22 protein-coding genes are annotated in these 24,182 nt (G+C 36.2%); 7 read left to right on the plus strand and 15 right to left on the minus strand.

Annotated features, from left to right (window positions below; translation table 11 throughout):
• Positions 1 to 16: 16 nt before the first annotated feature.
• Positions 17 to 1,669 (plus strand): amidase family protein, encoded by a 1,653-nt coding sequence (locus RNZ46_RS14810; protein ID WP_316982945.1) that lies wholly within the window; start codon positions 17 to 19, stop codon positions 1,667 to 1,669.
• Here the strand turns inward: RNZ46_RS14810 and RNZ46_RS14815 are convergent.
• Positions 1,666 to 2,751 (minus strand): serine hydrolase domain-containing protein, encoded by a 1,086-nt coding sequence (locus tag RNZ46_RS14815; protein WP_316982946.1) that lies wholly within the window; start codon positions 2,749 to 2,751, stop codon positions 1,666 to 1,668. The two genes, RNZ46_RS14810 and RNZ46_RS14815, sit on opposite strands and share 4 nt — an antisense overlap.
• Before the next feature lie 139 nt (positions 2,752 to 2,890).
• Between RNZ46_RS14815 and rimO the strand changes: the two genes are divergently transcribed.
• Entirely contained in the window at positions 2,891 to 4,192 is a 1,302-nt protein-coding gene (rimO, locus tag RNZ46_RS14820) for a 30S ribosomal protein S12 methylthiotransferase RimO (RefSeq protein WP_316982947.1), read from the plus strand.
• A 252-nt stretch (positions 4,193 to 4,444) separates the two neighbouring features.
• Here rimO and RNZ46_RS14825 read toward each other — a convergent pair whose 3' ends face one another.
• The 5 genes from RNZ46_RS14825 to thrA all read right to left on the minus strand — a co-directional run bounded on the left by RNZ46_RS14825 (position 4,445) and on the right by thrA (position 9,963).
• The gene (locus RNZ46_RS14825; RefSeq protein WP_316982948.1) at positions 4,445 to 4,627 is read right to left on the minus strand and encodes a PspC domain-containing protein; all 183 of its coding nucleotides are present in this window, start codon (positions 4,625 to 4,627) and stop codon (positions 4,445 to 4,447) included.
• 204 nt (positions 4,628 to 4,831) lie between these two features.
• The gene (locus tag RNZ46_RS14830) at positions 4,832 to 5,098 is read right to left on the minus strand and encodes a hypothetical protein (RefSeq protein WP_316982949.1); all 267 of its coding nucleotides are present in this window, start codon (positions 5,096 to 5,098) and stop codon (positions 4,832 to 4,834) included.
• Between the two features lie 86 nt (positions 5,099 to 5,184).
• A complete protein-coding gene (thrC, locus tag RNZ46_RS14835; RefSeq protein ID WP_316982950.1) occupies positions 5,185 to 6,477 on the minus strand; it encodes a threonine synthase in 1,293 nt (430 codons plus the stop codon).
• A 114-nt stretch (positions 6,478 to 6,591) separates the two neighbouring features.
• A complete protein-coding gene (locus RNZ46_RS14840) occupies positions 6,592 to 7,515 on the minus strand; it encodes a homoserine kinase (protein WP_316982951.1) in 924 nt (307 codons plus the stop codon).
• A 3-nt stretch (positions 7,516 to 7,518) separates the two neighbouring features.
• Positions 7,519 to 9,963 carry a bifunctional aspartate kinase/homoserine dehydrogenase I gene (gene thrA / locus RNZ46_RS14845; RefSeq protein ID WP_316982952.1) on the minus strand — a complete coding sequence of 815 codons (2,445 nt, stop codon included), beginning with the start codon at positions 9,961 to 9,963 and terminating at the stop codon, positions 7,519 to 7,521.
• Positions 9,964 to 10,374: 411 nt separating this feature from the next.
• Here thrA and RNZ46_RS14850 point away from each other — a divergent pair, with 411 nt between their 5' ends.
• Positions 10,375 to 11,949, plus strand: a complete 1,575-nt coding sequence (locus RNZ46_RS14850) for an NAD(P)H-hydrate dehydratase (RefSeq protein WP_316982953.1) — start codon at positions 10,375 to 10,377, stop codon at positions 11,947 to 11,949.
• A gap of 60 nt (positions 11,950 to 12,009) precedes the next feature.
• On the opposite strand, the gene RNZ46_RS14855 is transcribed toward RNZ46_RS14850, so the two are convergent.
• The 6 genes from RNZ46_RS14855 to RNZ46_RS14880 form a co-directional block, all read right to left on the minus strand.
• Positions 12,010 to 13,044, minus strand: coding sequence for a TlpA family protein disulfide reductase (locus RNZ46_RS14855; RefSeq protein WP_316982954.1), 1,035 nt, complete (start codon positions 13,042 to 13,044; stop codon positions 12,010 to 12,012).
• Between the two features lie 80 nt (positions 13,045 to 13,124).
• Positions 13,125 to 13,982: a substrate-binding domain-containing protein gene (locus RNZ46_RS14860; protein WP_316982955.1), complete on the minus strand. Its 858-nt coding sequence runs from the start codon at positions 13,980 to 13,982 to the stop codon at positions 13,125 to 13,127.
• 15 nt (positions 13,983 to 13,997) lie between these two features.
• Positions 13,998 to 14,861, minus strand: a complete 864-nt coding sequence (locus tag RNZ46_RS14865) for a nucleoside phosphorylase (RefSeq protein ID WP_316982956.1) — start codon at positions 14,859 to 14,861, stop codon at positions 13,998 to 14,000.
• Entirely contained in the window at positions 14,851 to 15,792 is a 942-nt protein-coding gene (locus RNZ46_RS14870; protein ID WP_316982957.1) for a DUF1835 domain-containing protein, read from the minus strand. Before RNZ46_RS14870 ends, RNZ46_RS14865 begins: the two co-directional genes overlap by 11 nt.
• A 3-nt stretch (positions 15,793 to 15,795) precedes the next feature.
• Positions 15,796 to 16,125: a translation initiation factor gene (locus RNZ46_RS14875; protein WP_316982958.1), complete on the minus strand. Its 330-nt coding sequence runs from the start codon at positions 16,123 to 16,125 to the stop codon at positions 15,796 to 15,798.
• A 90-nt stretch (positions 16,126 to 16,215) separates the two neighbouring features.
• Positions 16,216 to 17,166 (minus strand): isopenicillin N synthase family dioxygenase, encoded by a 951-nt coding sequence (locus tag RNZ46_RS14880; RefSeq protein WP_316982959.1) that lies wholly within the window; start codon positions 17,164 to 17,166, stop codon positions 16,216 to 16,218.
• 161 nt (positions 17,167 to 17,327) lie between these two features.
• Here RNZ46_RS14880 and RNZ46_RS14885 point away from each other — a divergent pair, with 161 nt between their 5' ends.
• A complete protein-coding gene (locus RNZ46_RS14885) occupies positions 17,328 to 19,304 on the plus strand; it encodes an alpha-ketoacid dehydrogenase subunit alpha/beta (RefSeq protein ID WP_316985002.1) in 1,977 nt (658 codons plus the stop codon).
• 69 nt (positions 19,305 to 19,373) lie between these two features.
• Positions 19,374 to 20,246, plus strand: coding sequence for a sterol desaturase family protein (locus RNZ46_RS14890; protein WP_316982960.1), 873 nt, complete (start codon positions 19,374 to 19,376; stop codon positions 20,244 to 20,246).
• Here the strand turns inward: RNZ46_RS14890 and RNZ46_RS14895 are convergent.
• Complete coding sequence (locus tag RNZ46_RS14895; protein WP_434063043.1) at positions 20,243 to 21,499, minus strand: dipeptidase; 1,257 nt, start codon at positions 21,497 to 21,499, stop codon at positions 20,243 to 20,245. The genes RNZ46_RS14890 and RNZ46_RS14895 overlap by 4 nt on opposite strands.
• A 138-nt stretch (positions 21,500 to 21,637) precedes the next feature.
• Between RNZ46_RS14895 and RNZ46_RS14900 the strand changes: the two genes are divergently transcribed.
• Positions 21,638 to 22,051, plus strand: a complete 414-nt coding sequence (locus tag RNZ46_RS14900; RefSeq protein WP_316982962.1) for a 3D domain-containing protein — start codon at positions 21,638 to 21,640, stop codon at positions 22,049 to 22,051.
• Between the two features lie 3 nt (positions 22,052 to 22,054).
• Here the strand turns inward: RNZ46_RS14900 and RNZ46_RS14905 are convergent, their stop codons facing one another.
• Both RNZ46_RS14905 and RNZ46_RS14910 read right to left on the minus strand, forming a co-directional pair.
• Positions 22,055 to 22,606: an ExbD/TolR family protein gene (locus RNZ46_RS14905; protein WP_316982963.1), complete on the minus strand. Its 552-nt coding sequence runs from the start codon at positions 22,604 to 22,606 to the stop codon at positions 22,055 to 22,057.
• Positions 22,607 to 22,741: 135 nt separating this feature from the next.
• The gene (locus RNZ46_RS14910) at positions 22,742 to 22,876 is read right to left on the minus strand and encodes a hypothetical protein (RefSeq protein WP_316982964.1); all 135 of its coding nucleotides are present in this window, start codon (positions 22,874 to 22,876) and stop codon (positions 22,742 to 22,744) included.
• Between the two features lie 636 nt (positions 22,877 to 23,512).
• Between RNZ46_RS14910 and RNZ46_RS14915 the strand changes: the two genes are divergently transcribed.
• Positions 23,513 to 24,181: a hypothetical protein gene (locus RNZ46_RS14915; protein ID WP_316982965.1), complete on the plus strand. Its 669-nt coding sequence runs from the start codon at positions 23,513 to 23,515 to the stop codon at positions 24,179 to 24,181.
• Position 24,182 lies beyond the last annotated feature (1 nt).

Raw genomic sequence — 24,182 nt, forward strand, 5'->3', positions numbered from 1 at the left:
GTGCAAAATACTAACCATGAGACTTTCTATATTTTTCTTGTTATCGTTTTTAATCTATTCTTGTAAAAACCCAAAAACAGAAAACACTGTTTCTGATAGCCAAACTTTAAATGATTCTATTGTTACTTCAAACGATTCGATTAAAGATTTCAGGGAATTTAAAGTTTTAGATTCAAAGTTTATTGATGTTTCGCAACTGTGGCAACCTTTTGAAAACGATTTAAAGGATTTTACTGCGGAAACCTATAATAATTTAAAACCGCTAATTTTAGAGGCAGATATTCCAACGCTTCAAAACCACATATCTGAAGGTCATTTGTCTTATGAGTTGCTCACTAAATTCTATTTGTACCGCATTAAAAAGTTTGATAGAGAAAATTCCTTGTCACTTAATTCGGTTATTTCATTAAATCCAAACGCGATTAAAGAAGCAATTGAAGCAGATCAAACAGATTTTGAGGTTGAACCACATCCCATTTATGGCATGCCCATTTTATTAAAAGATAATATCAACACTTCGGGAATGCCAACAACTGCAGGTGCCGTGGCCTTACAAAACAACAACACCGATGATGCTTTTGTGGTTAAACAATTAAAACGCAAAGGGGCTATAATTTTAGGAAAAGCAAACCTAAGCGAATGGGCGTATTTTTTCTGTAACGATTGCCCAAGCGGTTATAGCGCTATTGGTGGACAAACCTTAAATCCTTATGGCCGAAGAATTATGGATACTGGTGGTTCGAGTTCGGGGAGTGGTGTGGCTGTTGCTGCTAATTTTTGTGTTGCTGCTGTGGGTAGCGAAACATCGGGTTCAATATTATCGCCCTCAAGTCAAAATTCTATTGTTGGTTTAAAACCAACCATTGGATTATTGAGTAGAAGTGGTATTGTGCCTATTTCGTCTACCTTGGATACGCCAGGGCCGATGACCAAAAACGTAACGGATAACGCCATTGTATTGGATGCGATGCTTGGTTTTGATAATAACGATTCCAAATCGATTGATACAACATCCGAAACAGGTTTTTATAACAGCAACATGTTGTTTAAAGCCGATTTTTCAGGGAAGCGTTTTGGCGCATTTAAAAGATTGTTGGAAGATTCACTTTACGTTCAAGCTATTGCAGATTTAAAATCCAAAGGCGCGAAAATTATAGAGATTGAGGAAGAAAAAAATGATTTACCAGATTTTTTAAGGCTGTTAAATTTAGATATGAAAAACGATTTACCTAAATATCTTTCAGATGATGCGAGCAATGATGTTGTGGTAACATCGGTTAAAGATGTTATTGATTTCAACAAAAAAGATTCCGTGAATCGGATGCCTTATGGCCAAAAACTATTTGAAGGTATTGTAGCCGATAGCGCAGCCAATGAAGCATTTCAAAATATAAAAAACACTTTAAAAACCAATGGAAGACGTTTTTATGATAAACCGATGAAAGCACACAATCTGGATGGTTTTTTATCCATAAACAATTACCACGCAGGTTTTGCTGCCGTAGCCGAATATCCCGCTATAACGGTACCGATGGGTTATACAGAAAAAGGTGCGCCAAAGGGTTTAACATTTATAAGTAAACCCTTATCTGAAAATGATTTATTGCAATGGGCGTATATTTATGAACAAGTTTCAAAAAGGCGAAAAGCGCCAAAAAACTACAATTAATCAATCAGTTTATTAATTTCGCCCCATAGGTCGTTGTCAAAACTCGATGGCCCCAACAATGCTTCACCAGCATCGTCACCCATTCTCACAATTACTAGTTTTTTACTCGGTACAATGTATAGTTTTTGGTCATCCTTTCCTAAGCCCGCTATCAAATCATCTGGGGCATTCGGGATTAATTTACCTTGAAATTCCAAAGTCAAACCAGGACTTCTATAACTATCTTTTCCGTTTAACCACCACAAATAGCCATAAGCTTTATTTAGGTTTTGCGAGGTGTTTGTCATGGCTTCAAAATAGTTGTTGTCATTCAAAATATCAGCACCATTCCACACGCCTTTGTTAAGGTTTAGCAGCCCAAATCGAGCCATGCTTCTGGCGGTGCTATAGTACAATTTAAAATAACCAAAGTGTATCCAAGCCCCTTGCATGCCGATTTTATCCTTTAACTTATCTTCAAAATAATTACCGAAATCGGTATTTACAGCATTTGCAACAATGTCGTGCAAAATGGTATAAGGTCCATTATGGTAGTACCAAAAACTGCTGGGTTCATTCTCATAGGTAAAACAATCAGGGTCGGTGCAATTGTTATTGGGTACGGTATAATCCAATCCCGTGGTCATCGTTAAATGATTCCAAATAGTAATATTGTTTTCCTGTTCAGGCGTTAAACTGGTCCATCCGCTACCTAAATAATCGCTTGAGGCATCGTCAATATTTAAAAATCCTTCTTGTTGGGCAATGCCCGCAGTAAAGGCCACTAGTGTTTTAGCGGCGGAATTCCATGCTAAATTAGAGGTTGCATCTTCGCCATTTCCGTACCATTCTACAGCCATCCGTCCATTTTTTAGTATGATAAAAGCTTTGGTGCCTTTGCCTTCAATATAATCTAAAAGAGGTTGTAAAGCACTTTCGTTCCAACCTAAATCGTTAATCGATTTTGTTTCCCAAGTATTGGAGTTTATAGGAGGAAAATAGAGCGCGTCGTCTATGGGAATTTCATCAATGGGGTTGTTATTTGAAGCACAACTATTGCAGAATAAAGCAATAATTAAAATAGGGTAGAAGATCGTTTTCAAAGCAGTAGATTTTATTTTTTGGACACGTAAATATAATAAAGGTTTAATTAGTCTTTAATATTTCAAAAGTTGAATAAGCAAATCATAGCTCTTAAATCGTTTCGTATTGCGTATCTTTGCGCCCATATTTATAAAAACTATGCGCACAAAAACGCTTAAAAAGAATAAAATAAACGTGGTAACCCTTGGCTGTAGTAAAAATGTTTACGACAGCGAAGTGTTAATGGGGCAACTTAAGGCCAATAATAAAGAGGTTGTACACGAGGAAGAAGGCAATATTGTGGTGATTAATACCTGCGGATTTATTAATAATGCCAAAGAAGAAAGTGTAAATACCATCTTGGAATTTATGCAAAAAAAAGAAGCCGGTGAAGTTGATAAAGTATTTGTTACCGGTTGTTTAAGCGAGCGTTACAAACCTGATTTGGTTAAGGAAATCCCCAATGTGGATGAGTATTTTGGTACTACCGAATTACCCGGTTTATTGAAAGCCTTGGGTGCCGATTATAAACACGAATTGATTGGCGAACGGTTAACCACAACACCTAAAAACTATGCCTATTTAAAGATTGCCGAAGGTTGCGACCGCCCCTGTAGTTTTTGTGCCATCCCTATTATGCGCGGCAAACATAAAAGTACGCCTATTGAGGAGATTGTTGTTGAAGCTGAAAAACTGGCAGCAAATGGCGTAAAAGAGTTGATTTTAATTGCACAGGATTTAACCTATTACGGACTGGATTTATATAAAAAACGAAACTTAGCCGAACTGCTCGAAGCTTTGGTGAAAGTTGATGGTGTAGAGTGGATACGTTTGCATTACGCATTTCCAACGGGTTTCCCCATGGATGTTTTGGAGGTGATGGATCGCGAACCGAAAATCTGTAATTATTTAGATATTCCGTTGCAGCATATTTCTGATGATATTTTAAAAAGTATGCGTCGCGGGACAACTAAAGAAAAAACCACAAAACTGCTTCGGGAATTTAGGGCCAAAGTGCCGAAAATGGCGATTAGAACCACACTTATTGTGGGTTATCCGGGAGAAACCGAAGCCCATTTCCAAGAGTTAAAACAATGGGTTGCCGATATGCGCTTTGAGCGTTTGGGATGTTTCACTTATTCCCACGAAGAAAATACGCATGCTTATAATTTAGAAGATGATGTGCCGGAAGATGTAAAAATTGACCGCGCCAATCAGATTATGGAAATTCAATCTCAGATTTCTTGGGAGTTAAACCAACAAAAAATAGGGCAGGAGTTTAAAGTGGTTATCGACAGAAAAGAGGGCAATTATTTTATTGGCCGTACCGAATTTGATTCGCCCGATGTGGATAACGAAGTGCTTATTGATGCCACAAAAACCTATTTAAAAACAGGTGAATTTGCCACTATTAAAATTATTGAAGCTGAGGATTTTGATCTTTATGGGGAGGTTGTTTAAGCTTGAGTGTAGTTGAAGGTTTAGTATAACTTTCAGTTACGGGTTAAATTAGCGATTATTTTCGGTTTAGCACAGACCTTAGTAGTTCCAAGTGAATTCGGTCGAAGTCGAATCGGCAGTACTTGGGGTTATTTAAATTGCGAATACTAAACTTTAATGATTTATACTATAATTCTTATTCTTAAATTTTTATATTAGTTATACTGTCATATAAATTAACTTGTTTTGGTAAAGAATATCTAAAACAAGTCTTTATGCTAAATAATCATTGTTAGAATTAGGCATCACGAAGTTTAAAATAGTATAAATTATAAGTCCTAAAGCTCCTAACAATGTAGCCATAAAGAATATTGTTCTAACGTGGTAGGTTTTCCAACCAAGAAATTCAGCGATACCAGAACAAATTCCGGCTATCATTTTGTCATTGGATTTCATAAGTCTTTTGTTATTCATAATTTTAATTTTAAATCGTCCACTTAGTTACACACTAAGCAAAGATAAAGCTCCGTTTTAGTGAAATTTATCGCTTGTTTGTGAAACAATCCCGATACTTATCGGCACAGCACATGTAAACGAAAGTAGTTAAATTTTCTGACAAAGTCAAAAATGCTTTTTTCAAAGTTTGAAACTACCAAAGTGTTATCTAAAATCGAGTTTTACACCCTGAAGCAAAAAATCAAATAGATATTCGGGAGCAAAAAGTGCCCAAACCATCGGAATACATATCAATGTGGCCATCGCGTATTTTAATATATTATTTTCTTTTTTACGAAGTAAAATCAACACGATGTAAATAATTAAATAATATAGAAACAACCAGCCAAAAACAATTGAAAACAAAGGCATAAAACCGCCAAGTGATAAAGTGACCATAGTTGCCAATGCTAGTAATATTAAAGTTATCAAGCATGTTTTTTTTATCAGTTTCATAAATTATTTTTGGTTTTTGTACGTAAGTCTTCGATGTTTCTTTGGCTTGTTAAAATCAAATTCTACTTTAATAAAAAGTCTTTTAAATCGCTATACGTTGAGATTTTTGTCGCGACCTTTTCCTTATCCATAACCGCTTTAATTTGTGCTGGTAACGGCTGTTTTTCTTTAATAACGTCTTCTACAACATCTAAAAACTTGGTGGGATGCGCGGTTTCTAAAAACACGCCATGCGCCTCTTTATTATTTTTTAAATAGGCTTTACATCCTAAATAGCCAACGGCGCCGTGTGGGTCTGCCACGTAATTGAATTGCTCATAAATTTCCAACATGGCAGCTTTGGTGGTTTCATCAGAAAAACTATACGACGACAGGTTTTCTTTTAATGCATCAAAGTTATTTTTATAAATTTCCTGAATTCGAATAAAGTTACTCGGATCGCCTACGTCCATAGCATTACTGATGGTTTGTACCGATGCCTGTGGTTGGTAATTTTGCGATTTCAAATAGCGGGTCACCACATTGTTCTCATTATTCGATGCGATAAAATGTGTAATCGGTAACCCCAATTGTTGCGCCATCATGCCCGCACAAATGTTTCCAAAGTTTCCGCTTGGTACAGAAAACACAATATTTTTATATTTTTTATGCAACTGTTTGTAGGCAAACATAAAATAAAAGAGCTGTGGCAACCAACGCGCCACGTTAATGGAATTGGCCGAAGTGAGCTGCATTTTACTGGTTAATGCCTCATCTAAAAAGGCGGTTTTAACCATGGCTTGGCAATCGTCAAAGGAGCCATTAACCTCCAAAGCCTTTATGTTTTGGCCTAAAGTTGTGAGTTGCTTTTCCTGAATATCGCTCACTTTTCCGCTCGGGTAGAGGATTACAACATTTACGCCTTTTACACCCAAAAAGCCGTTCGCCACTGCACCACCGGTATCGCCCGATGTAGCTACCAAAATAGTAACTTCTTCGCTATTGTCTTTATTAAAATAGCCTAAACAACGCGCCATAAAACGTGCCCCGACATCTTTAAATGCCATGGTTGGACCGTGGAACAATTCTAAAGTAGAAATGTTTTTATTGAATTGCACCACTGGAAAATCAAAGCTTAGGGTTTCCTCAACAATGGTTTTTAAAACCGCTTCTGGAATTTCGGGTGTAACGAATTGTTTAATGGCTTCAAACGCTATTTCGGTGTGTGATAAATTGTCGATATCATCAAAAAAAGATTGTGGTAAAGGCGTTATGCTTTCCGGAAAATATAGGCCTTTATCGGGCGCCAATCCTTTTATAACCGCATCTTTAAACGATGTGTTTGGTGCTTTTTTGTTTAAACTGTAGTAATTCATTTTAAATGATAATTTCAGTTATAGGTCATTGCGAAGCAAATTTTTATTTGCTGTGGCAATCTGCTTAATTTGAAAAGATTACCACGTCGCTTCTCTCCTCGTAATGACAACTATTTATTTAATAATTTTTATACCTTCTGTATTTATTTTTGAAACAAAAACATCAAATTCAATGTTTGTTTTTGAATATACTTTTTTAATAGCTTTTTCTACGCTTTTGGCTTGTTCCAATCCTTCGGATAAAGAAAAAATTGATGGGCCGGAACCAGAAATTCCCGAGCCTAAGGCACCTTGTTGCAAAGCTGCTTGTTTCACTTCTTCAAAATAAGGAATCAATTTACTGCGGTGTGGTTCTATTATAATATCGTGCAGCGATCTTTTTATCAACGGATAATCGCTGGTGTGCAACCCGTGAATTAAACTCCCAAAATTACTCCATTGCGTTATGGCGTCTTGAAGCGCCACTTCTTTAGGAAGTATGGCTCTGGCTTCGGAGGTTTTTATTTCGATCTGCGGATGAATAATAGTGGCATACAAATTATTGGGAACCGGAATTTGTAAAACCTCAAGCGGCGCTACGCTTTTCACTAAGGTAAAACCCCCAAAAATGGCAGGCGCTAAATTATCGGCGTGCTCGCATTTGCTCGCGAATGCTTCGCCTTTAATGGCAAATACGGTAAGTTCTGTTTTATTAAATGGTTGTCCCAAAAGTTCGTTCATGCCAAAAACACTGCCCACCGCACTGGCGGCACTACTGCCAATACCACTGCCGGGTTTTATGTTTTTACGGATTTCAATCTCGAAACCACAATCAGGATTTGCTGCTTCGTACATGGCCAATGCCGAAACTCCCGCGACATTTAATTCGGTTTCCATAGGTAAATTAAAACCTTCAACTTTGGTTATAAAAATGCCTTTTTTGTCAACTTTTCTAATGGTCATTTCATCACCAACAGTGTCTAAGCAAAAACCCAAAACATCAAAACCACAGGCGACATTGGCAACGGTTGCCGGCGAAAATATTTTTATTTCGTTCATAGCTTAGTTGTTTCCAATTCTAATAATATCAGAGAAAATTCCCGATGCCGTTACATCGGCTCCAGCGCCTGCGCCTTTAATGATCATGGGTTGTTCGGGATAACGCTGTGTGTAAAACATCACAATATTATCGCTGCCTTCCAAATTATAAAAGGGGTGTCCTTCTGGAATTTCATGTAAGCCAACGCTCGCTTTTCCGTTGTTAAATTGTGCCACGTATTTTAATTGGCAATGGTTCGCTTTCGCGGAAGAATATATGTTTTGATAATGTGCTTCATCGTCACTTAAGGATTGATAAAAATCATCAACCGTATCGCTTTTTAACCCTAATTCTGATAAGAATGGTGTGTTTTCAATGTCTTCCAAATTCATTTCTACACCGCTTTCCCTGGCCAAAATTAAAATTTTACGTGCCACATCCACACCACTTAAATCAATTCTTGGATCCGGTTCGGTATAGCCTTCGGCGGCAGCTAGTTTAACAACATCGTGAAATTTTGTGTCATCATTAAAATTATTAAAAACAAAATTTAAACTACCGGATAATACCGCTTGAATAGATGTGATTTTATCGCCCGAAGCTATTAAGTTATTCAACGTGTCAATAATAGGTAAACCTGCACCAACATTGGTTTCAAATAAATAAGGGGCATTATATTTAAGCGACAAACGTTTTAGTAAGCGGTAATTTTCGTAATCGCTGGAGCAGGCTATTTTATTGCACGCCACTACACCAATACTTTCCCGTAAATAGTTGGCGTATAAATTGGCCACGTTTTTATTTGCGGTAACATCCACAAAAATGCTATTGCGTAAATTGAGTGCTTTTGTGTTTTCGAAAAACCCTTCTAAAGTTGCCTTTTCTCCTTTAGCCAATTGCGTTTTCCAGGTTTTTAAATCGATACCATCTTCATCAAAAATCATGGTTCTGGAATTGGATAAACCTATAATGCGCAAGTTGATTTTTAAGTTTTCCTTTAAGTATTTTTTTTGCTGTTTAATCTGTTCCACCAAGCGTTCTCCCACATTACCAACGCCTGTTATAAACACATTTAGTTGTTTGGTTTGGGTTTCAAAAAACTGTTCGTGCAATGTGTTTAACGCTTTTTTTACATCTTTTTTATCAATAACCGCAGAGATATTTTTTTCTGAAGCACCTTGTGCAATGGCCCGAATATTAATATTGTTTTTTCCTAAAGTGCTAAACATTTTGCCACTAATCCCTTGGTGATTTTTCATGTTATCGCCAACAAGGGCAATAATAGATAATCCGGTTTCCACAATTATCGGGTCAATTTTATGGAGCGCAATTTCATTTTCAAAAACCAAATCGATGGCTGTTTTTGCTGCTTCACTATCGTTTTCGTCGACGCCCAAACAAATGGAATGTTCCGATGACGCCTGGGTTATTAAAACGACATTTATTTTCTCCTGTGCCAGCGTTTCAAACAGGCGTTTGGAAAACCCCGGAATACCAATCATACCGCTACCTTGAAGCGTTAGTAATGCTATATTATTAATGTTGCTTATACCTTTTACGGGCTTAAATCCATTTGTATCGTCATTGGAAATTATCGTTCCAACGGCATGTGGTTGCAAGGTGTTTTTTATGTGGATGGGAATGTTTAAATCTAAAACCGGTTGCACCGTTGGTGGATACAAAACTTTGGCACCAAAATGCGATAATTCCATCGCTTCTTGATACGAAATATTTTGAATCGGGTAGGCTTGTTTTACCAATTCGGGGTTGGTGGTAAACATGCCGCTAACATCCGTCCAAATTTCCAATTGTTCTACCTGTAATGCCGCAGCAACAATCGCAGCCGTATAATCGGAACCACCACGACCAAGGGTGGTTTGCTCACCTAAAGTTGAATGGGCTACAAAACCGGGAAGTATGGTGATTTGCTGATTTGCTGACTTAAAATAATCTTTAATGTTATTATTGGTTATACCAAAGTTTACTTCGGCTTTTGTAAAATTTGAATTGGTAATAATCAAGTCTTGCGAATTTTTACGTTCGGCTGATAAACCTCTGTTTTTCATGGTTTCAGCAATAATGAAAGACGACAATGCTTCACCAAAACCAACAAGTTTATCGGATGTTTTTGGCGATAATTCATTAATCAAATAAATACCATCCAATAGACTTTTTAGTTCGTTTAGTTTGCTTTCAACAGTAGTTAAAATAGAACTGTTGTTATCAGGATTGAGTTCATTTATAATTTCAAAATGGATATCCTTAATTATACCGAATGTATTTATAAAATCGTTGTCTTTATTTTTTGCTTGATTTCCAGCGCGTAAAAGTTTGTCGGTAATGCCACCAACGGCCGAAACCACACATATTACAGCGCCATCTTTCGAATAATTATCCAGAATTTGCATAACGCTATTTATGTTTTTTGAAGAACCTACAGATGTTCCTCCAAATTTTAAAACCTTCATTTTTAATGAATTAGTGTTTTTAGTAAATTGTTTAAGAAAATGTAATTGTAAAAATTACAAAGATAGCCCGAAGAAAATATAATTAACAACCCCAAGGGGTAATGGTAGTACCAAAAATAGAAGCTGTACCTTTCGTAGAAAAAGGAAGCATTTGGATTATATTTTGGGTTATAAGAATCATTATATTCATATATAATATGATTCAAATGTATTATTTTTAACTTAATAAAAAAACAAATCGAACTTTTTTACAATATTCTTATGAAGTCTCTCTTTTTATGAAAGAATAATGCCAAATTATATAATGAATTGAAGAATTGATAATAGTAATTTGTCACATTCATTGTTAGGGATTTAAATAGAAATACGAATGATTCAAACAGACGATGCTAAATATATAGTTTAAAACACATGAAAATATTTTCAAAAGAACAAATTTATGAAGGCGACAAACTTACGGCCGAACGCCAAAACATCACATCCACTGAGTTAATGGAACGCGCTGGTACCCAAATTTTTAATTGGATGCATATGCGCATGCAAGGTGCTCAAGTGCCTATTCATGTGTTTTGTGGCATTGGTAATAATGGAGGTGACGGCTTAGTGATTGCGCGCCATTTGGTCACTTACGGGTATAATGTTAAAACCTATGTGGTTAATTGTAGCGATAAGCGTTCAAAGGATTTTTTAGTTAATTACGACCGCATTAAAAATGTAACTAAAGAATGGCCAACACTATTAAGTTGTGCCGAAGATTTTCCTGAAATTCATCAAGACGATATCATTGTTGATGCCGTATTTGGAATTGGACTAAACCGACCCGTAGATGGTTGGGTAAAAGCGTTATTTATGCATTTTAGGAACACAAAAGCGTTTACGCTGTCTATTGATGTGCCTTCGGGATTAAGCACCGATAAAGTGCCAACAGACCCCGATGCAGTGGTTTGGGCGGGTTACACCTTGAGTTTTGCATCGCCAAAATTAGTGTTCTTTTTGCCAGATACCGCTAAATACACCGTGCAATGGGAAGTGTTGGATATAGGCCTGGACCAAGAGTTTTTGTACACCACTGAAACGGAGGTCGATTTAATTGGAAAACATGAGGTTTTGCCCATGTACATTCCTAGGGAAAAGTTTTCGCATAAAGGACAGTTCGGTCATGCGCTCATCGTTGGTGGCACTTATGGAAAAATAGGCGCGGTAACCTTGGCAAGTAAAGCCGCACTATCGGCAGGAGCAGGTTTGATAAGTGCTTATATTCCAAAATGTGGATATGCAATTTTGCAGACTTCCTTTCCAGAGGCTATGGTAATTACCGATGAAAATGAAGCGCTTATATCTAACATCGATTTAAAAAATGTAGAGCCAACCGTTATTGGTTTTGGCGTGGGTGTTGGTACGAATCCTAAAACTGTAAGTGCCTTTGAAGCGTTTTTAAAAAGCAATAAAACACCATTGGTTGTTGATGCCGACGGGATTAACATCTTATCAAAAAAGAAAACATTATTGAAGTTGTTGCCCGAAGCCACCATTTTAACACCGCACCCCAAAGAATTGGAACGATTAATTGGTAAGTGGAAAGACGATTTTGATAAACTAAAAAAAGTGAAAGCTTTTTCAAAAAAACACAGCACTATAGTCGTTATTAAAGGTGCAAATACCATAACCGTTTTCCAAGATAAATTATATGTAAATACTACCGGAAACCCTGGGTTGGCAACCGCAGGAAGTGGCGATGTGCTAACAGGTATTATTACGGGGTTAATATCTCAAGGATACAATCCGTTGGTGGCCGCTATTTTTGGTGTGTATTTGCATGGAAAATCGGCCGACATTGCTGTTGAGGATTTTGGCTATCAAAGTTTAATTGCAAGTCATGTGATAAATTATTTAGGTGAAACTTTTATAGATTTGTTTAAACAACCCGAACAGCCGCCACAAGAGCAAGAAGAGCAGGAAGAGCGTAAAAAAGAAGACAAAAAGTAATTTTAGAAACATAAAAAAAGCCGCAATTTGCGGCTTTTTTGTGTGATATTATATGGAGAATTAAATATTCAATTCTGTGAATAATTCTTTAATAGATGCACTTGATGGTCGAGGCGCATCAGGCGTTACTATATTGCCGTTTGGATCAATCAATAAAAATCTTGGAATGCCTTTAATTTTATAATCTTGAACAAATTGTGTTTTCCAACCTTCAGGGGCAAATAATTGGATGCCTCCTAATTCCTTATCGTTAACCATAGCTTTCCAGTTCTCTCTGGCTTTATCCCAAGAACCACCGTGGCTTCTATCGTCATCAATAGATAAACTAACAAACTGAATGTCTTTTCCGTGGTATTCTTTTTCCAAAGCTTTTAAGGATGGAATTTCAGCTTTACACGGTCCGCACCAAGTAGCCCAAACATCAACATACACATACTTGCCTTTTAAATCGGAAAGCGATGTGGTTGTACCATCAATATTTTCAAAATTTTCAAATACCGGTGAAGGACTGCCTTTTGGCAATTCTTCTTTTAGCGCAATGGATTCACCCAAGTAACGTTTGTAAAAATTCAACATCGGTTCAATCTCGTTTTTACCTTTGTTAATTACAGACGTGTCAACATGTGCATTGGCCTCATAAAAAGCGGTTAATTCACTCTTAATATGATCCATTTTGGTTTCTAAGCCAGCCATATCTAATTTGGTCAACTCGTCCATATTCAATAACTTTTCTTGAAGAAGTGATTTTTCAGCTAAAAAATTACTGTGTTCAGCACCTTCACCTGTGTATTTTACAGATTCATCAAAGGCTTTAGTATCAATAGCTACGTTTAAATCGAATCCGTTTTTTAGAAATACCGAAGTAGATTCGCTTCCGTCGTAAAGGAAATAAACACCCGTTTCAACTTTCAAAGTATCCTTAAAAGTGCCATCTTCATTAACTTGAATAGCTTTTGAATAGCCTCGGGTTCTCACCACTAAAGAGTCACTGTTTTTATCGGTAATTATTCCTGATAAGGTAACATAATCTTTAGGTTCTTCTTTACAAGACATCGCCACAACAAAAGCGCAGCATAAAATAAGTAGTTTTTTCATTTTTTTAGTTTTAAAGGTGTAAAAATAGCCATTAAGATAGTTTTTATGGCAGGATTAACAATTGTTTAAGAAATAGTTGTTTATAACATTTTGTGCGTAAGTTGATTATAATCGACAATTTCAGGAATAATATTTAAAGCAAACAATTGGTTTTGAACATGCTGAAGCGTTTTTTTATCGATAAGTTTTTGCGACCATTCCGTTAAACTTAGCCATTCTTGAACATCATCAAGCTTTTGCTCGTAACGGTTTGCAATGGTTTTATCGATACTCGGAATATCTTTAAACTCCGCTGTGGTATTATTTATTATTTGTAAAATGGTTTTTAGTGTTTCGTTATTTGACGCTATAAAATCTTCGTGCACCGCAATTACAAAACAAGGCCACGGCGAAGGGCAATTGCCAATGCGCCTAAACGTACCTTGGTCTACAATGGGTTTTGTTGTGAATTTTTCCCATAAAAAATAATCTGCTTTTCCGTTTGATAATCCCTCAACCGCACCATCGAGATTTTTTATCACCTCGAAATTCAAATCTTTTTCTAAATCCCAATTATTGTTTTTCGCATTGATATATGCCATTAAATGCGACCCCGAACCGTATCGGCTAATGGCGGCTTTTGTTCCTTTTAAATCTCCAATGGTTTTAAAAGGTGTATCCTGTGCCACATGAATGCCCCATATTAAAGGTGTTTGTACAAAGGTTTGTACAATTTTACTGGGGTTACCGTTAATAATATCCGTTACAATGCCTTCAGTAAGAATAACGGCAATGTCAATTTTTTTATCTCGTAATGCCTTGCACATTTCGCCCGTGCCACCGTAATAATCGTGCCAGCGCAGAATAATGTTTTCGTTTTTATATTCACCCTCTTTTAAGGTTAAATACCAGGCTAAATTAAAATGCTCGGGGACACCGCCAATGTTTACTTGCTTCATTAAAATCAATATTTTTTATATTCTTTCCAAGGTGTAAATAATGAGATCTTCAATTACTTTTTTAGGGTTTTCGCTAAACGTTCCGTTGGCTCTATTAGCAATAATAGCGTTTAACGATAGGGCGTGATGACCCAATAATTTTGATAATCCGTAAATCGCCGATGTTTCCATCTCTAAATTGGTAATGCAAATGCCTTCAAAATTAAACGCGTCCATATTACGGTTTAAACTATCATCTTGCAAAGGCAAGCGCAAAATACGTCCTTGAGGCCCGTAAAACCCACCTGCAGTCGCCGTTAAGCCAGAATAGGTTTTTTCGCTAGTAAATCGTTTTTCAAGAACCTCACTGTTTTTTACTATTATGGGGCGTGCTTTTAAATGCGACCAATGGGTTTGTTTTATAAATGCATCTTCGATTTTTGGATTAGAAATCGATTCAATTTGATAAGCATGAAGCATCCCATTTAAATCTAACCCGTGGGAGCTCAATACAAACGAATCTACAGGAATATGGCTTTGCAACGAACCCGAAGTGCCAACCCTAATGATATCGAGGCTTGTAAGTTTATCTTTTGGTTTTTTGGTTTTTAAATCAATATTTACCAAAGCATCCAATTCGTTTAAAACAATATCGATATTGTCGGGCCCGATACCCGTTGAAATTACCGATATGCGTTTACCTTTATAAGTTCCTGTATGGGTTTTAAATTCCCGTTTTTGGGTTTCAAACTCAATATGGTCAAAATGCTTCGAAACTTTTTCAACACGGTTTTGGTCGCCTACAAATATGATGGTATTCGAAATATTTTCAGGTTTTAAATTAAGATGATAAATACTGCCATCTGGATTTAAAATGAGTTCGGAATTTTTAATGCTCATTTACAATTGTTTTTACTAATTTATTCAGCTTTTTATTGAACTGAAAATCAAATTTACTAACTCCTCCAAAAACCATGATATTATTCAATTCTGCTGAAAAATTATGAGTTCCCAACAGCGCTTCGTGCCCGTCGCGATTGAGTTCAATAGTATCGTTTTCAACGGTGTAAAAGACGCTTAGTTTGTCAATTATTCTGTTTAGTTGCAGGTCGCCATAGCCATAATAACCCTGGTAATTAAGTGCGTAACCTAGCAAATGATGTTTCGATTTTATGTGATTATCCTTTATGATAGCCAACATATTATGCTCCAAAATATTTAAACCGCTTTTATGGTCTGGAAACCGTTCTAAATGTGCTTTTAAGCAATTGCTTAAATATTTAAAGGTGGAGCTTTTTACAATATAAGGTTTAAATAAATTATGGTCTTTGCCACAATATATGCCCCAAAGTGTGGTGGCTAATTGTATGTCTTCAGGTTTTAATTTTACTTTGGTTTTATAGTGTATTAAGAGTTGTTCTGCAGAAAGTTCGGCTAATCCTTTTAGGTTTTTTTCACCGCTAATTCTGCCGCTGCTTACAAGGTAAACAGGAAGATTTATTTTTTTTTGTTGAAGTAAACTAATAACCGCTAACATATTGATATGACAGAACAAATCATATTCAAACCAAAGGATGATTTCTGAGTATTTTGATGTATCATCAAGTTTACTCAATTCAGCTTTTAATGCAGAAACATCTAAATCAATATCGTAAAAGTCCTTTAAAAAAGTGGCTCTTAAATTAAAAAAATGGTCGTTATCAATAGTTGTTTCTGTTTGGCCTTCGCACAGCATTTCTTGCCATGTAAGCTTATCGCCCACAATATCGAGTTCATTCAAATAGTTTGTTAAACTATCTCCATTTGTAATATGCAAGGGTTGATTAGCCATAAATTAACCTCCAACACGTTTTACATTAAAGCCTTTATCTGTGAGCATTTGCATGATTTTATCGCGGTAATCACCTTGAATGATGATTTTATCATCCTTAAAACTTCCGCCAACACTTAGTGCTTTTTTTATGTCTTTGGCAAGTGCTTTAAAATCTTCGGTAGCGCCTGTGTAGCCTTCTAAAATGGTTATGGCTTTACCTTTTCGTTTTTCGTATTTGCAAATTATGGGGTCGTCTTGCAACCACAAATCGTTTGTTTCTTCAGATTCGCTCAAAGGCTCTTCAGAAACATGTTCTGGGAATAAATTTTTTAATTGATCTTGTAAATCCATTTTTTTAGTCTTCAGTTGGCAGTATTCAGTTGGCAGTCAAAAAAACTATATGGGTAAGCAACTGCCTACTGCCAAATGTGGGCTGTATATTTATTTTTTTATCAATCCAAGTTCAATTAAACGTTCATTTAAAAATTCTCCAGCTGTAATATCATCAAATGCTTTAGGGGTTTCGTCATCAATACAACTTTCTAAAACATCTAATTTCATTTCGCTGATGGGATGCATAAAAAACGGAATGGAGTAGCGCGATGTGCCCCAAAGTTCTTTTGGAGGATTTATAACGCGATGTATGGTAGATTTTAATTTATTGTTGGTGTGCCTCGAAAGCATATCGCCTACATTAATCATCAATTCATCGGGTTCCGCAATGGCATCAATCCATTCGCCTTTGTGGTTTTGCACCTGCAATCCACGACCTTGAGCACCCATTAAAAGCGTAATTAAATTAATGTCGCCATGCGCTGCGGCACGAACCGCATCTTTAGGTTCTTCGGTAATTGGTGGATAATGTATAGGCCTTAAAATAGAGTTCCCGTTATGAATGTAATTATCAAAATAAGTTTCTTCTAAATCTAAATGTAACGCTAAAGCGCGTAACACATATTTAGCGGTTTTTTCCAGCATTTTATACGCTTCTTTTCCAACGGTATTAAAGTTTGGAAGCTCTGTAACGGTAACATTTTCAGGGTATTCTGCTTTTAATTCTGGGTTGTCTTCAACATATTGTCCAAAGTGCCAAAACTCCTTTAAATCGCCTTCTTTTTTACCTTTGGCGCTTTCTTTTCCGAAGGATACATATCCACGCTGTCCGCCAATTCCCGGTATTTCGTATTTCTGTTTCGTTTCCGTTGGCAGACTAAAAAAGTTTTTTACTTCTGCGTATAAATCATCGACTAATTTATCATCTAAAAAATGACCTTTTAGTGCCACAAAACCGATGTCTTCATAAGCTTTCCCGATAGCATCTACAAATTTTTGTTTTCTAACAGGGTCATTAGAAATAAAGTCTTTTAAATTAACACTTGGTATTATATTCATGAGAACAATTTTTTATTGTATGTATTACAAATGTACAAAAACATTGTAAATTTTTTCAGCCATAATTTAAGACAACTTTTCTATAGCTATATGCATTTTATACTATATTTGATAAAATTTGAAACATCAGTTTTATGAGTGAAACCAAGTCTTTATTTAATATGGATTACCATATTAAAGACCTCGATAATAAGCAGTTAGTCCAACTCTACGCAAACATGCTTAAACCTAGAATGATTGAAGAAAAAATGCTAATCCTGCTCCGACAAGGTAAAATAAGCAAGTGGTTTTCGGGTATTGGGCAAGAAGCGATTTCGGTTGGTGTTACCATGGCCATGCATAAAAACGAGTACATATTGCCTATGCACAGAAACCTTGGGGTATTTACCACAAGAAACATTCCGTTGCATCGATTGTTCGCGCAGTGGCAAGGCAAAGCGTCGGGTTTTACTAAAGGACGAGACCGCTCTTTTCACTTCGGAACCCAAGATTATAAAATTGTGGGAATGATTTCGCATTTAGGGCCGCAATTGGGGGTTGCCGATGGCATTGCATTGGCCAGTAATTTAAAAAACAAAAACGAGGTCACGGCTGTTTTTACAGGTGAAGGCGGTACCAGTGAAGGTGATTTTCACGAAGCATTAAACGTGGCTTCGGTTTGGAAATTGCCTGTTATGTTCTGCGTGGAAAACAATGGATACGGCCTATCAACACCAACAAACGAGCAGTATAATTGTAAAAATATTGCTGATAGAGCTGCGGGTTACGGCATGGAATCGCATATTATAGACGGGAATAATATTATTGAAGTTTACACCAAAATAAAAGATATTGCCGAAAGCATTAGAAAAGCACCCAGACCCGTTTTACTGGAATTTAAAACCTTTAGAATGCGTGGACACGAAGAGGCGAGTGGTACTAAATACGTGCCGCAAGAGCTAATGGATGCTTGGGCTAAAAAAGACCCGGTGATTAATTTTCAATCGTTTTTAAAAGAAGAAGGGATATTAACAGAAGCAGAAGAAGTTTCAATAAAAGCGAAAATTTTAAAAGAAATTAATGAGAATTTAGATATTGCTTTTAATGAAGCTGATATTATTCCAAATGAAAGCGATGAGTTAAGTGATGTATATCAAGATTTTGATTATGAGGATTTTATTCCAAATGTTAAAATTAAAGAAGTACGATTAATAGATGCCATTTCCGATGGATTGAAGCAAAGTATGCAACGGCATAACGATTTGGTAATTATGGGACAGGATATTGCTGAATATGGTGGTGTATTCAAAATTACCGAGGGTTTTGTTGAAGCATTCGGAAAAGATAGAGTCCGCAATACTCCAATCTGCGAATCGGCCATTGTTGAAGCTGCTATGGGGCTTTCCATTGCTGGAATTAAAAGCGTGGTGGAAATGCAATTTGCAGATTTTGTGACCTCAGGATTTAATCCCGTGGTTAATTATTTGGCAAAATCGCATTACCGATGGAATCAAAATGCCGATGTGGTTATACGTATGCCTTGTGGTGGTGGTGTTGCAGCAGGCCCGTTTCATTCGCAAACCAATGAGGCTTGGTTTACCAAAACCCCAGGTTTAAAAGTGGTGTATCCCGCGTTTCCGTATGATGCTAAAGGGTTGTTGGCAACCGCCATAAATGACCCAAATCCGGTGTTGTTTTTTGAGCATAAAGGCTTGTACAGAAGTATTCGTCAGGACGTTCCTGTAGATTATTACACCCTGCCATTTGGGAAAGCCTCCCTTTTAAAAACAGGTGAGGATATTACCATTATTGCATACGGTGCCGCGGTACATTGGGCCTTGGAAACTTTAAATAACAATCCATCCATTAACGCCGATTTGATTGATTTAAGAACCCTTCAGCCTTTAGATACCGAAACCATTTACGCTTCTGTTAAAAAAACAGGTAGAGCTATTGTTTTACATGAAGATTCCTTGTTTGGTGGTATTGCAAGCGATATTTCCGCATTAATAATGGAGCATTGTTTTGAGTATTTGGATGCCCCGGTAAAACGTGTGGCAAGTATGGAAACGCCTATTCCTTTTGCTAGTCAATTAGAAGAGCAATACCTCGCGAAAGGTAAGTTTGAAACTACTTTAAAAGACCTTTTGGCGTATTAAAATTTGATGAGTTGTTATTTCGAACAGAGTGAAAAACCTCATAAAGAATTGTCATATAAATGATGTGATATGAATTATTTGGAAGCCTTTAAAACGGCATTTTTGGATACCTTAAATTGGACTTGGGACTCCATCACTTTTAATGTGCCTTGGTATACCAATTATTTTTGGGGTTTAATTGTTATTTCTCTTGTGATTTGGGCTTTGGAAATTGTTTTTCCGTGGCGAAAAAATCAATCTATTTTTAGAAAAGATTTTTGGCTCGATGCATTTTATATGTTTTTTAATTTCTTCATTTTTGCGATAGCTATCAGTGGTGTTTACAAGTGTTTGGAAGTCTTGTTTTTAGAGTTTAATATTACTGTAAAATCCTTGGCGATTATCGACATAGCAACCATTCCTATGTGGAGTCAATTGTTGGTTTTCTTTGTATTCCAAGATTTTGTTCAATGGTTTACACATGTATTATTGCATCGCTATAATGTGTTATGGAAGTTTCATAAAGTGCATCATTCCGTAAAGGAAATGGGTTTTGCGGCACACTTGCGTTACCATTGGATGGAAAATATTTTTTATAAACCGCTAAAGGTTTTGGTGGTGATGCTCTTAGGTGGTTTTGAACCCGAGCAAGCCTTTATTGTTCATTTTATAGCCATAACCATTGGCCACTTGAACCATTCCAATATAAAATTAACGTACGGCCCTTTAAAATATGTTTTTAACAATCCGGTGATGCATTTATACCATCATGCGTACAGCCTACCAAAAGGCAGAAATTACGGTGTTAACTTTGGCATTAGTTTAAGCTTATGGGATTATATTTTTAAAACCAATTACGTGCCTGAAAAAAGCGGCACCATCGAATTGGGGTATGCAGACGATTCTAAAATGCCCAAAAGTTTTTTAAAGCAATTGTTTTATGGGTTTAAAAAGGGTGATTAGTTTAGCGTTTTCGCAACCGCTTCTACTTCATCTAAAACCCGCAATAAATTACCGCTCCAAAGCATTTCTATTTCTTCTTCGGTATAGCCACGTTTTACCAATTCTAAAGTTACATTAAAGGTTTCAGACGCATCGCTCCAACCTTCTATACCGCCACCGCCATCAAAATCGCTACTAATGCCAACGTGCTTGATGCCTAATTTTTCAACTAAATAATCAATGTGATTTACAAAATCTTCAAGACTCACATCTTTTGGAAAATCTTTTATTTTTGATATTTTTTCATTAACAATATCGGGAATAGCATTCCAATCTGGATTGGCTTTTAATGCTGCTTGGGTTTCTTTATCGAGATTTCTAAATGCCCATCGGCCATACCATTTTAGCCCTAACGAATCTGCCACTTGATGCCTTAATTTATTTAATGCAGCTTGTCGTGCCTCATTTTTTTCAGTATTCAAATACGCCCTAAACGCTACGGTTTGTACAACACCGCCGTTTTGTTTCATCCATTCCAATTGCTCGTCGTCTAAATTTCGACTGTGATCGCACAAGGCTCTAGCCGATGAATGTGATGCTATTATAGGGGCTTTGCTCAGCTCAACCATATCTTGCATGGCTTTTTTTGATGGATGCGACACATCAATCATCATTCCCAAACGGTTCATTTCCTTAACCACTTCTTTCCCCAAATCGCTTAATCCGTTGTGCAACCAAACATCATCGGCTTCTCCGGTATTACTATCACATAATTGGCTATGGCCGTTATGCGATAACGACATATAGCGCGCTCCGAGGTTGTAGAATTTTTTAACATTTTTAATGTCCAATCCAACAGGGTAGCCGTTTTCAATGCCAATCATAGCTACTTTTTTGCCCGATTTATGGATACGTCGCACATCATCGGATGTTGTTGCCAATTCAATATCATTTGGTGCAATTTCATTTGTTAATTTATGAATCGCATTAAACTTCGCCATGGCATTATCATAGGCTTTTTTATAACCGGAGTCCGTTAAAGAATCTTGACCCGTGTAAACAATAAACCAAGCCACATCCAATCCGCCCGCTTTCATTTTGGGCAAATTGACTTGCGATTCTAAATTTTGGGTGTAATTTATCGAGTCTGTAAAATTCTTCACATTTATATCGCAATGGGTATCTAAAGTGATCACACGCTCGTGGATTGCTTTGGCGCGCTCCATTACAGAAAGTGTTTCGTCGGTTTTTTTGGAGTTGTTTTTACAAGCCATAAGCATAAATAATGCGCAGAATAATAAATTAGTGGTTTTCATTTTTTTTTGGTGTCAGTTTTAAAAAGTGAAAGTACAAAAACTAATACACTTTTATAAATAGCTTATAATCAGTATATTTAATAAAATATTCGATATATGCTGTATAGAATTTTTGTGGTAATTGTGATTTATTCATGGCTGCTTAGCTGTGAAAAAGAAGTAAAGGTGAAGGAAATTTATGATTGGAAAACCATACAAGTTACGGCAACCGCTTATAACTCGTTGGCGTATCAAACCAATTCCAATCCGCAAATAACAGCGTTTGGCGATAGTTTAAAACCAGGTTTAAAATATATTGCGGTGTCGAGAGATCTTTTAAAAATGGGATTAAAACACAATACACCCGTTAAAATTGAAGGTTTTGAGGGCGTGTATTTAGTGAAGGATAAAATGAATAGGCGTTGGACAAACCGCATCGATATTTATATGGGAGTTGATGTAAAAGCCGCAAGAAACTGGGGCAAAAAGAAGATTTCTATTTCTTACGGAATTCTTAAAAAAACAGAGTAAATCTTACTTTGTGAGCGCTTCTGATAAAATAAACGGATAAGCCTCTTTTACTTTTTTCAAATCTGTTTTCGATAAATTGTCAACTTCTTTTTTAAGTATGTTTTGGCTGTAGATTTGTCGTAATTCGAAATACGCTTTCGTTAATTCGTCTTGTACCGCTATAAATTGTTGGTAGCTGGTTTGCTTGCCAGTTTGAAGTGAAACGACAGCCTTTTTAGGATGATCTGATGCATTTTCAGATTGTGCCCCGTTGCAATAATTACAGCTTGCATCGCCGTTATTATCAATAAAATTCTTAGTGGCTTCTTTTAAATCTTCCAAGGCAATCAGTTCATTTTCGAGCATGATTTCATTGTTGTTATTAATCATAATACGCAAAATGTTGCGTTCGTTAATGGGAACATTAGTCGGAATTTCACTGTATTTTGGCAACATTCTGTTAATGCCTTTGTCTTTTGGAATGGTTGCGGTAACTAAAAAGAAAATAAGTAATAAAAATGCGATGTCTGCCATAGACCCCGCATTCACTTCGGGAATTAATTTAGAGTGTCTCATGTTTGTGGATTTATTGTTAATACAAAAAGAATTCCCGTGGCTCCGCCTCGAGGTTTCCATTGAAATTGTCATTCCCGTGAAAACGGGAATCTAATTGAAATCCACAAAAACAATACCACTTTTCAGAGATTAAATTTAATGGGCATATCGCTTGGTGCCTTTCCAAATAACACCTTTTGAATTGGTGAAACTCAAAACACGCCTGCTGAATAATAAATTTTCTTTGGTGATGGAGCCCAAATGTTTTGATATTTTGATTGCTGTTCGCATGACTTTTTCTGATTGATGATGATGAATTTAATTGAAAGACGTTACACTACCTGTAACGTCTTTTGGTGTTCCAGTGGTTGCTTTTTGTACTGTTTAAAGTGCCACTTAATTGATTGTTGTTTAGAGTTCTCATGATTGTTGTTTTTTAATTGATTAATGATTTTTTTGTTAAGCAAATATCTTTTAAAATAATGCTGATTGGTAATTTAAATACCTGAATTGTTGTTTAATGGTGCTGAGATGTTAATTATCTGTAACGTCTTTTAGTGTTCCATTGGTTGCTCTTTGTACGGTTTAAAGTACCGCTTAATTGATTGTTGTTTAAAGTTCTCATGATTGTTGTTTTTTAATTGATTTATACTAAGTAGACGACAAAAATTAAATTTTGTTACAGTACTATGCATAACATACTAATAAATTAACATATTTTAACTATTTTATCAGGGTGGAAGGTAGGTCTGTTATGTATTTATAGACCTTATTATATGTTTAGGAATGGTTTTTGCTTAAATTAATGCTAAATTACATTTGTAATAAGTAGAATTACAGATAAATATAATAGCTTTGAAAGCCCATAAATTGCATACCAATAATAATTGCAGTGTAAAACAGCAATTTGTTATATTTTTTAAATAAATGAAAACCTATTTTTATTTTTTAGTATTATGTTTTTTTGCTTTATCAGCAAACGCTCAAATAGATAGTAAAAATAAATCTACGTCTATTCCCGCCGTTGAAAGCAAAAAAGATTCGGTTGATACCAAGTCGTTGTTACCATCAAAACCTATTGAAAACAATACGATAAATGGGATGTCTGTCCCTAAAACCACGGCGTCTTTAAACTTTCCTAAAAAAGAGTTTTCCATGTTTGGTGAAAAATTTGGAAATCCGGGGGAATTGTATGAAGATAGATTCAATAAAAAATCGAAAGACCTTAAAACAGAAATGGGGCTTGGTGCCAAAGGAAGCACAACCGACCAGTATTTTGGAGACTTTAAAACCAAATCGAAATTTGTTAGGGTGGTATATCGGGACTTTGGTTTACAAGACGGTGATTATATTCGAGTATTGGTAAATGATGAAATTATAGAGTATCGTGTGCTTTTAACAAATAGCACAAAAGGGTTTAGATTGGACTTAAAAGAAGGGTTTAACAAAATAGATTTTTTGGCTTTAAATGAAGGTTACTCTATGCCCAATACAGCCGAATTCCATGTTATTGACGATAAGGGCAATGTTATAGCTGGTAACCAATGGAATCTTTCTACGGGTGTAAAAGCAACTATTATTGTGGTTAAGGAATGAT

It is taken from the genome of Hwangdonia lutea, from assembly GCF_032814565.1.
In the GTDB taxonomy this organism is placed as follows: domain Bacteria; phylum Bacteroidota; class Bacteroidia; order Flavobacteriales; family Flavobacteriaceae; genus Hwangdonia; species Hwangdonia lutea.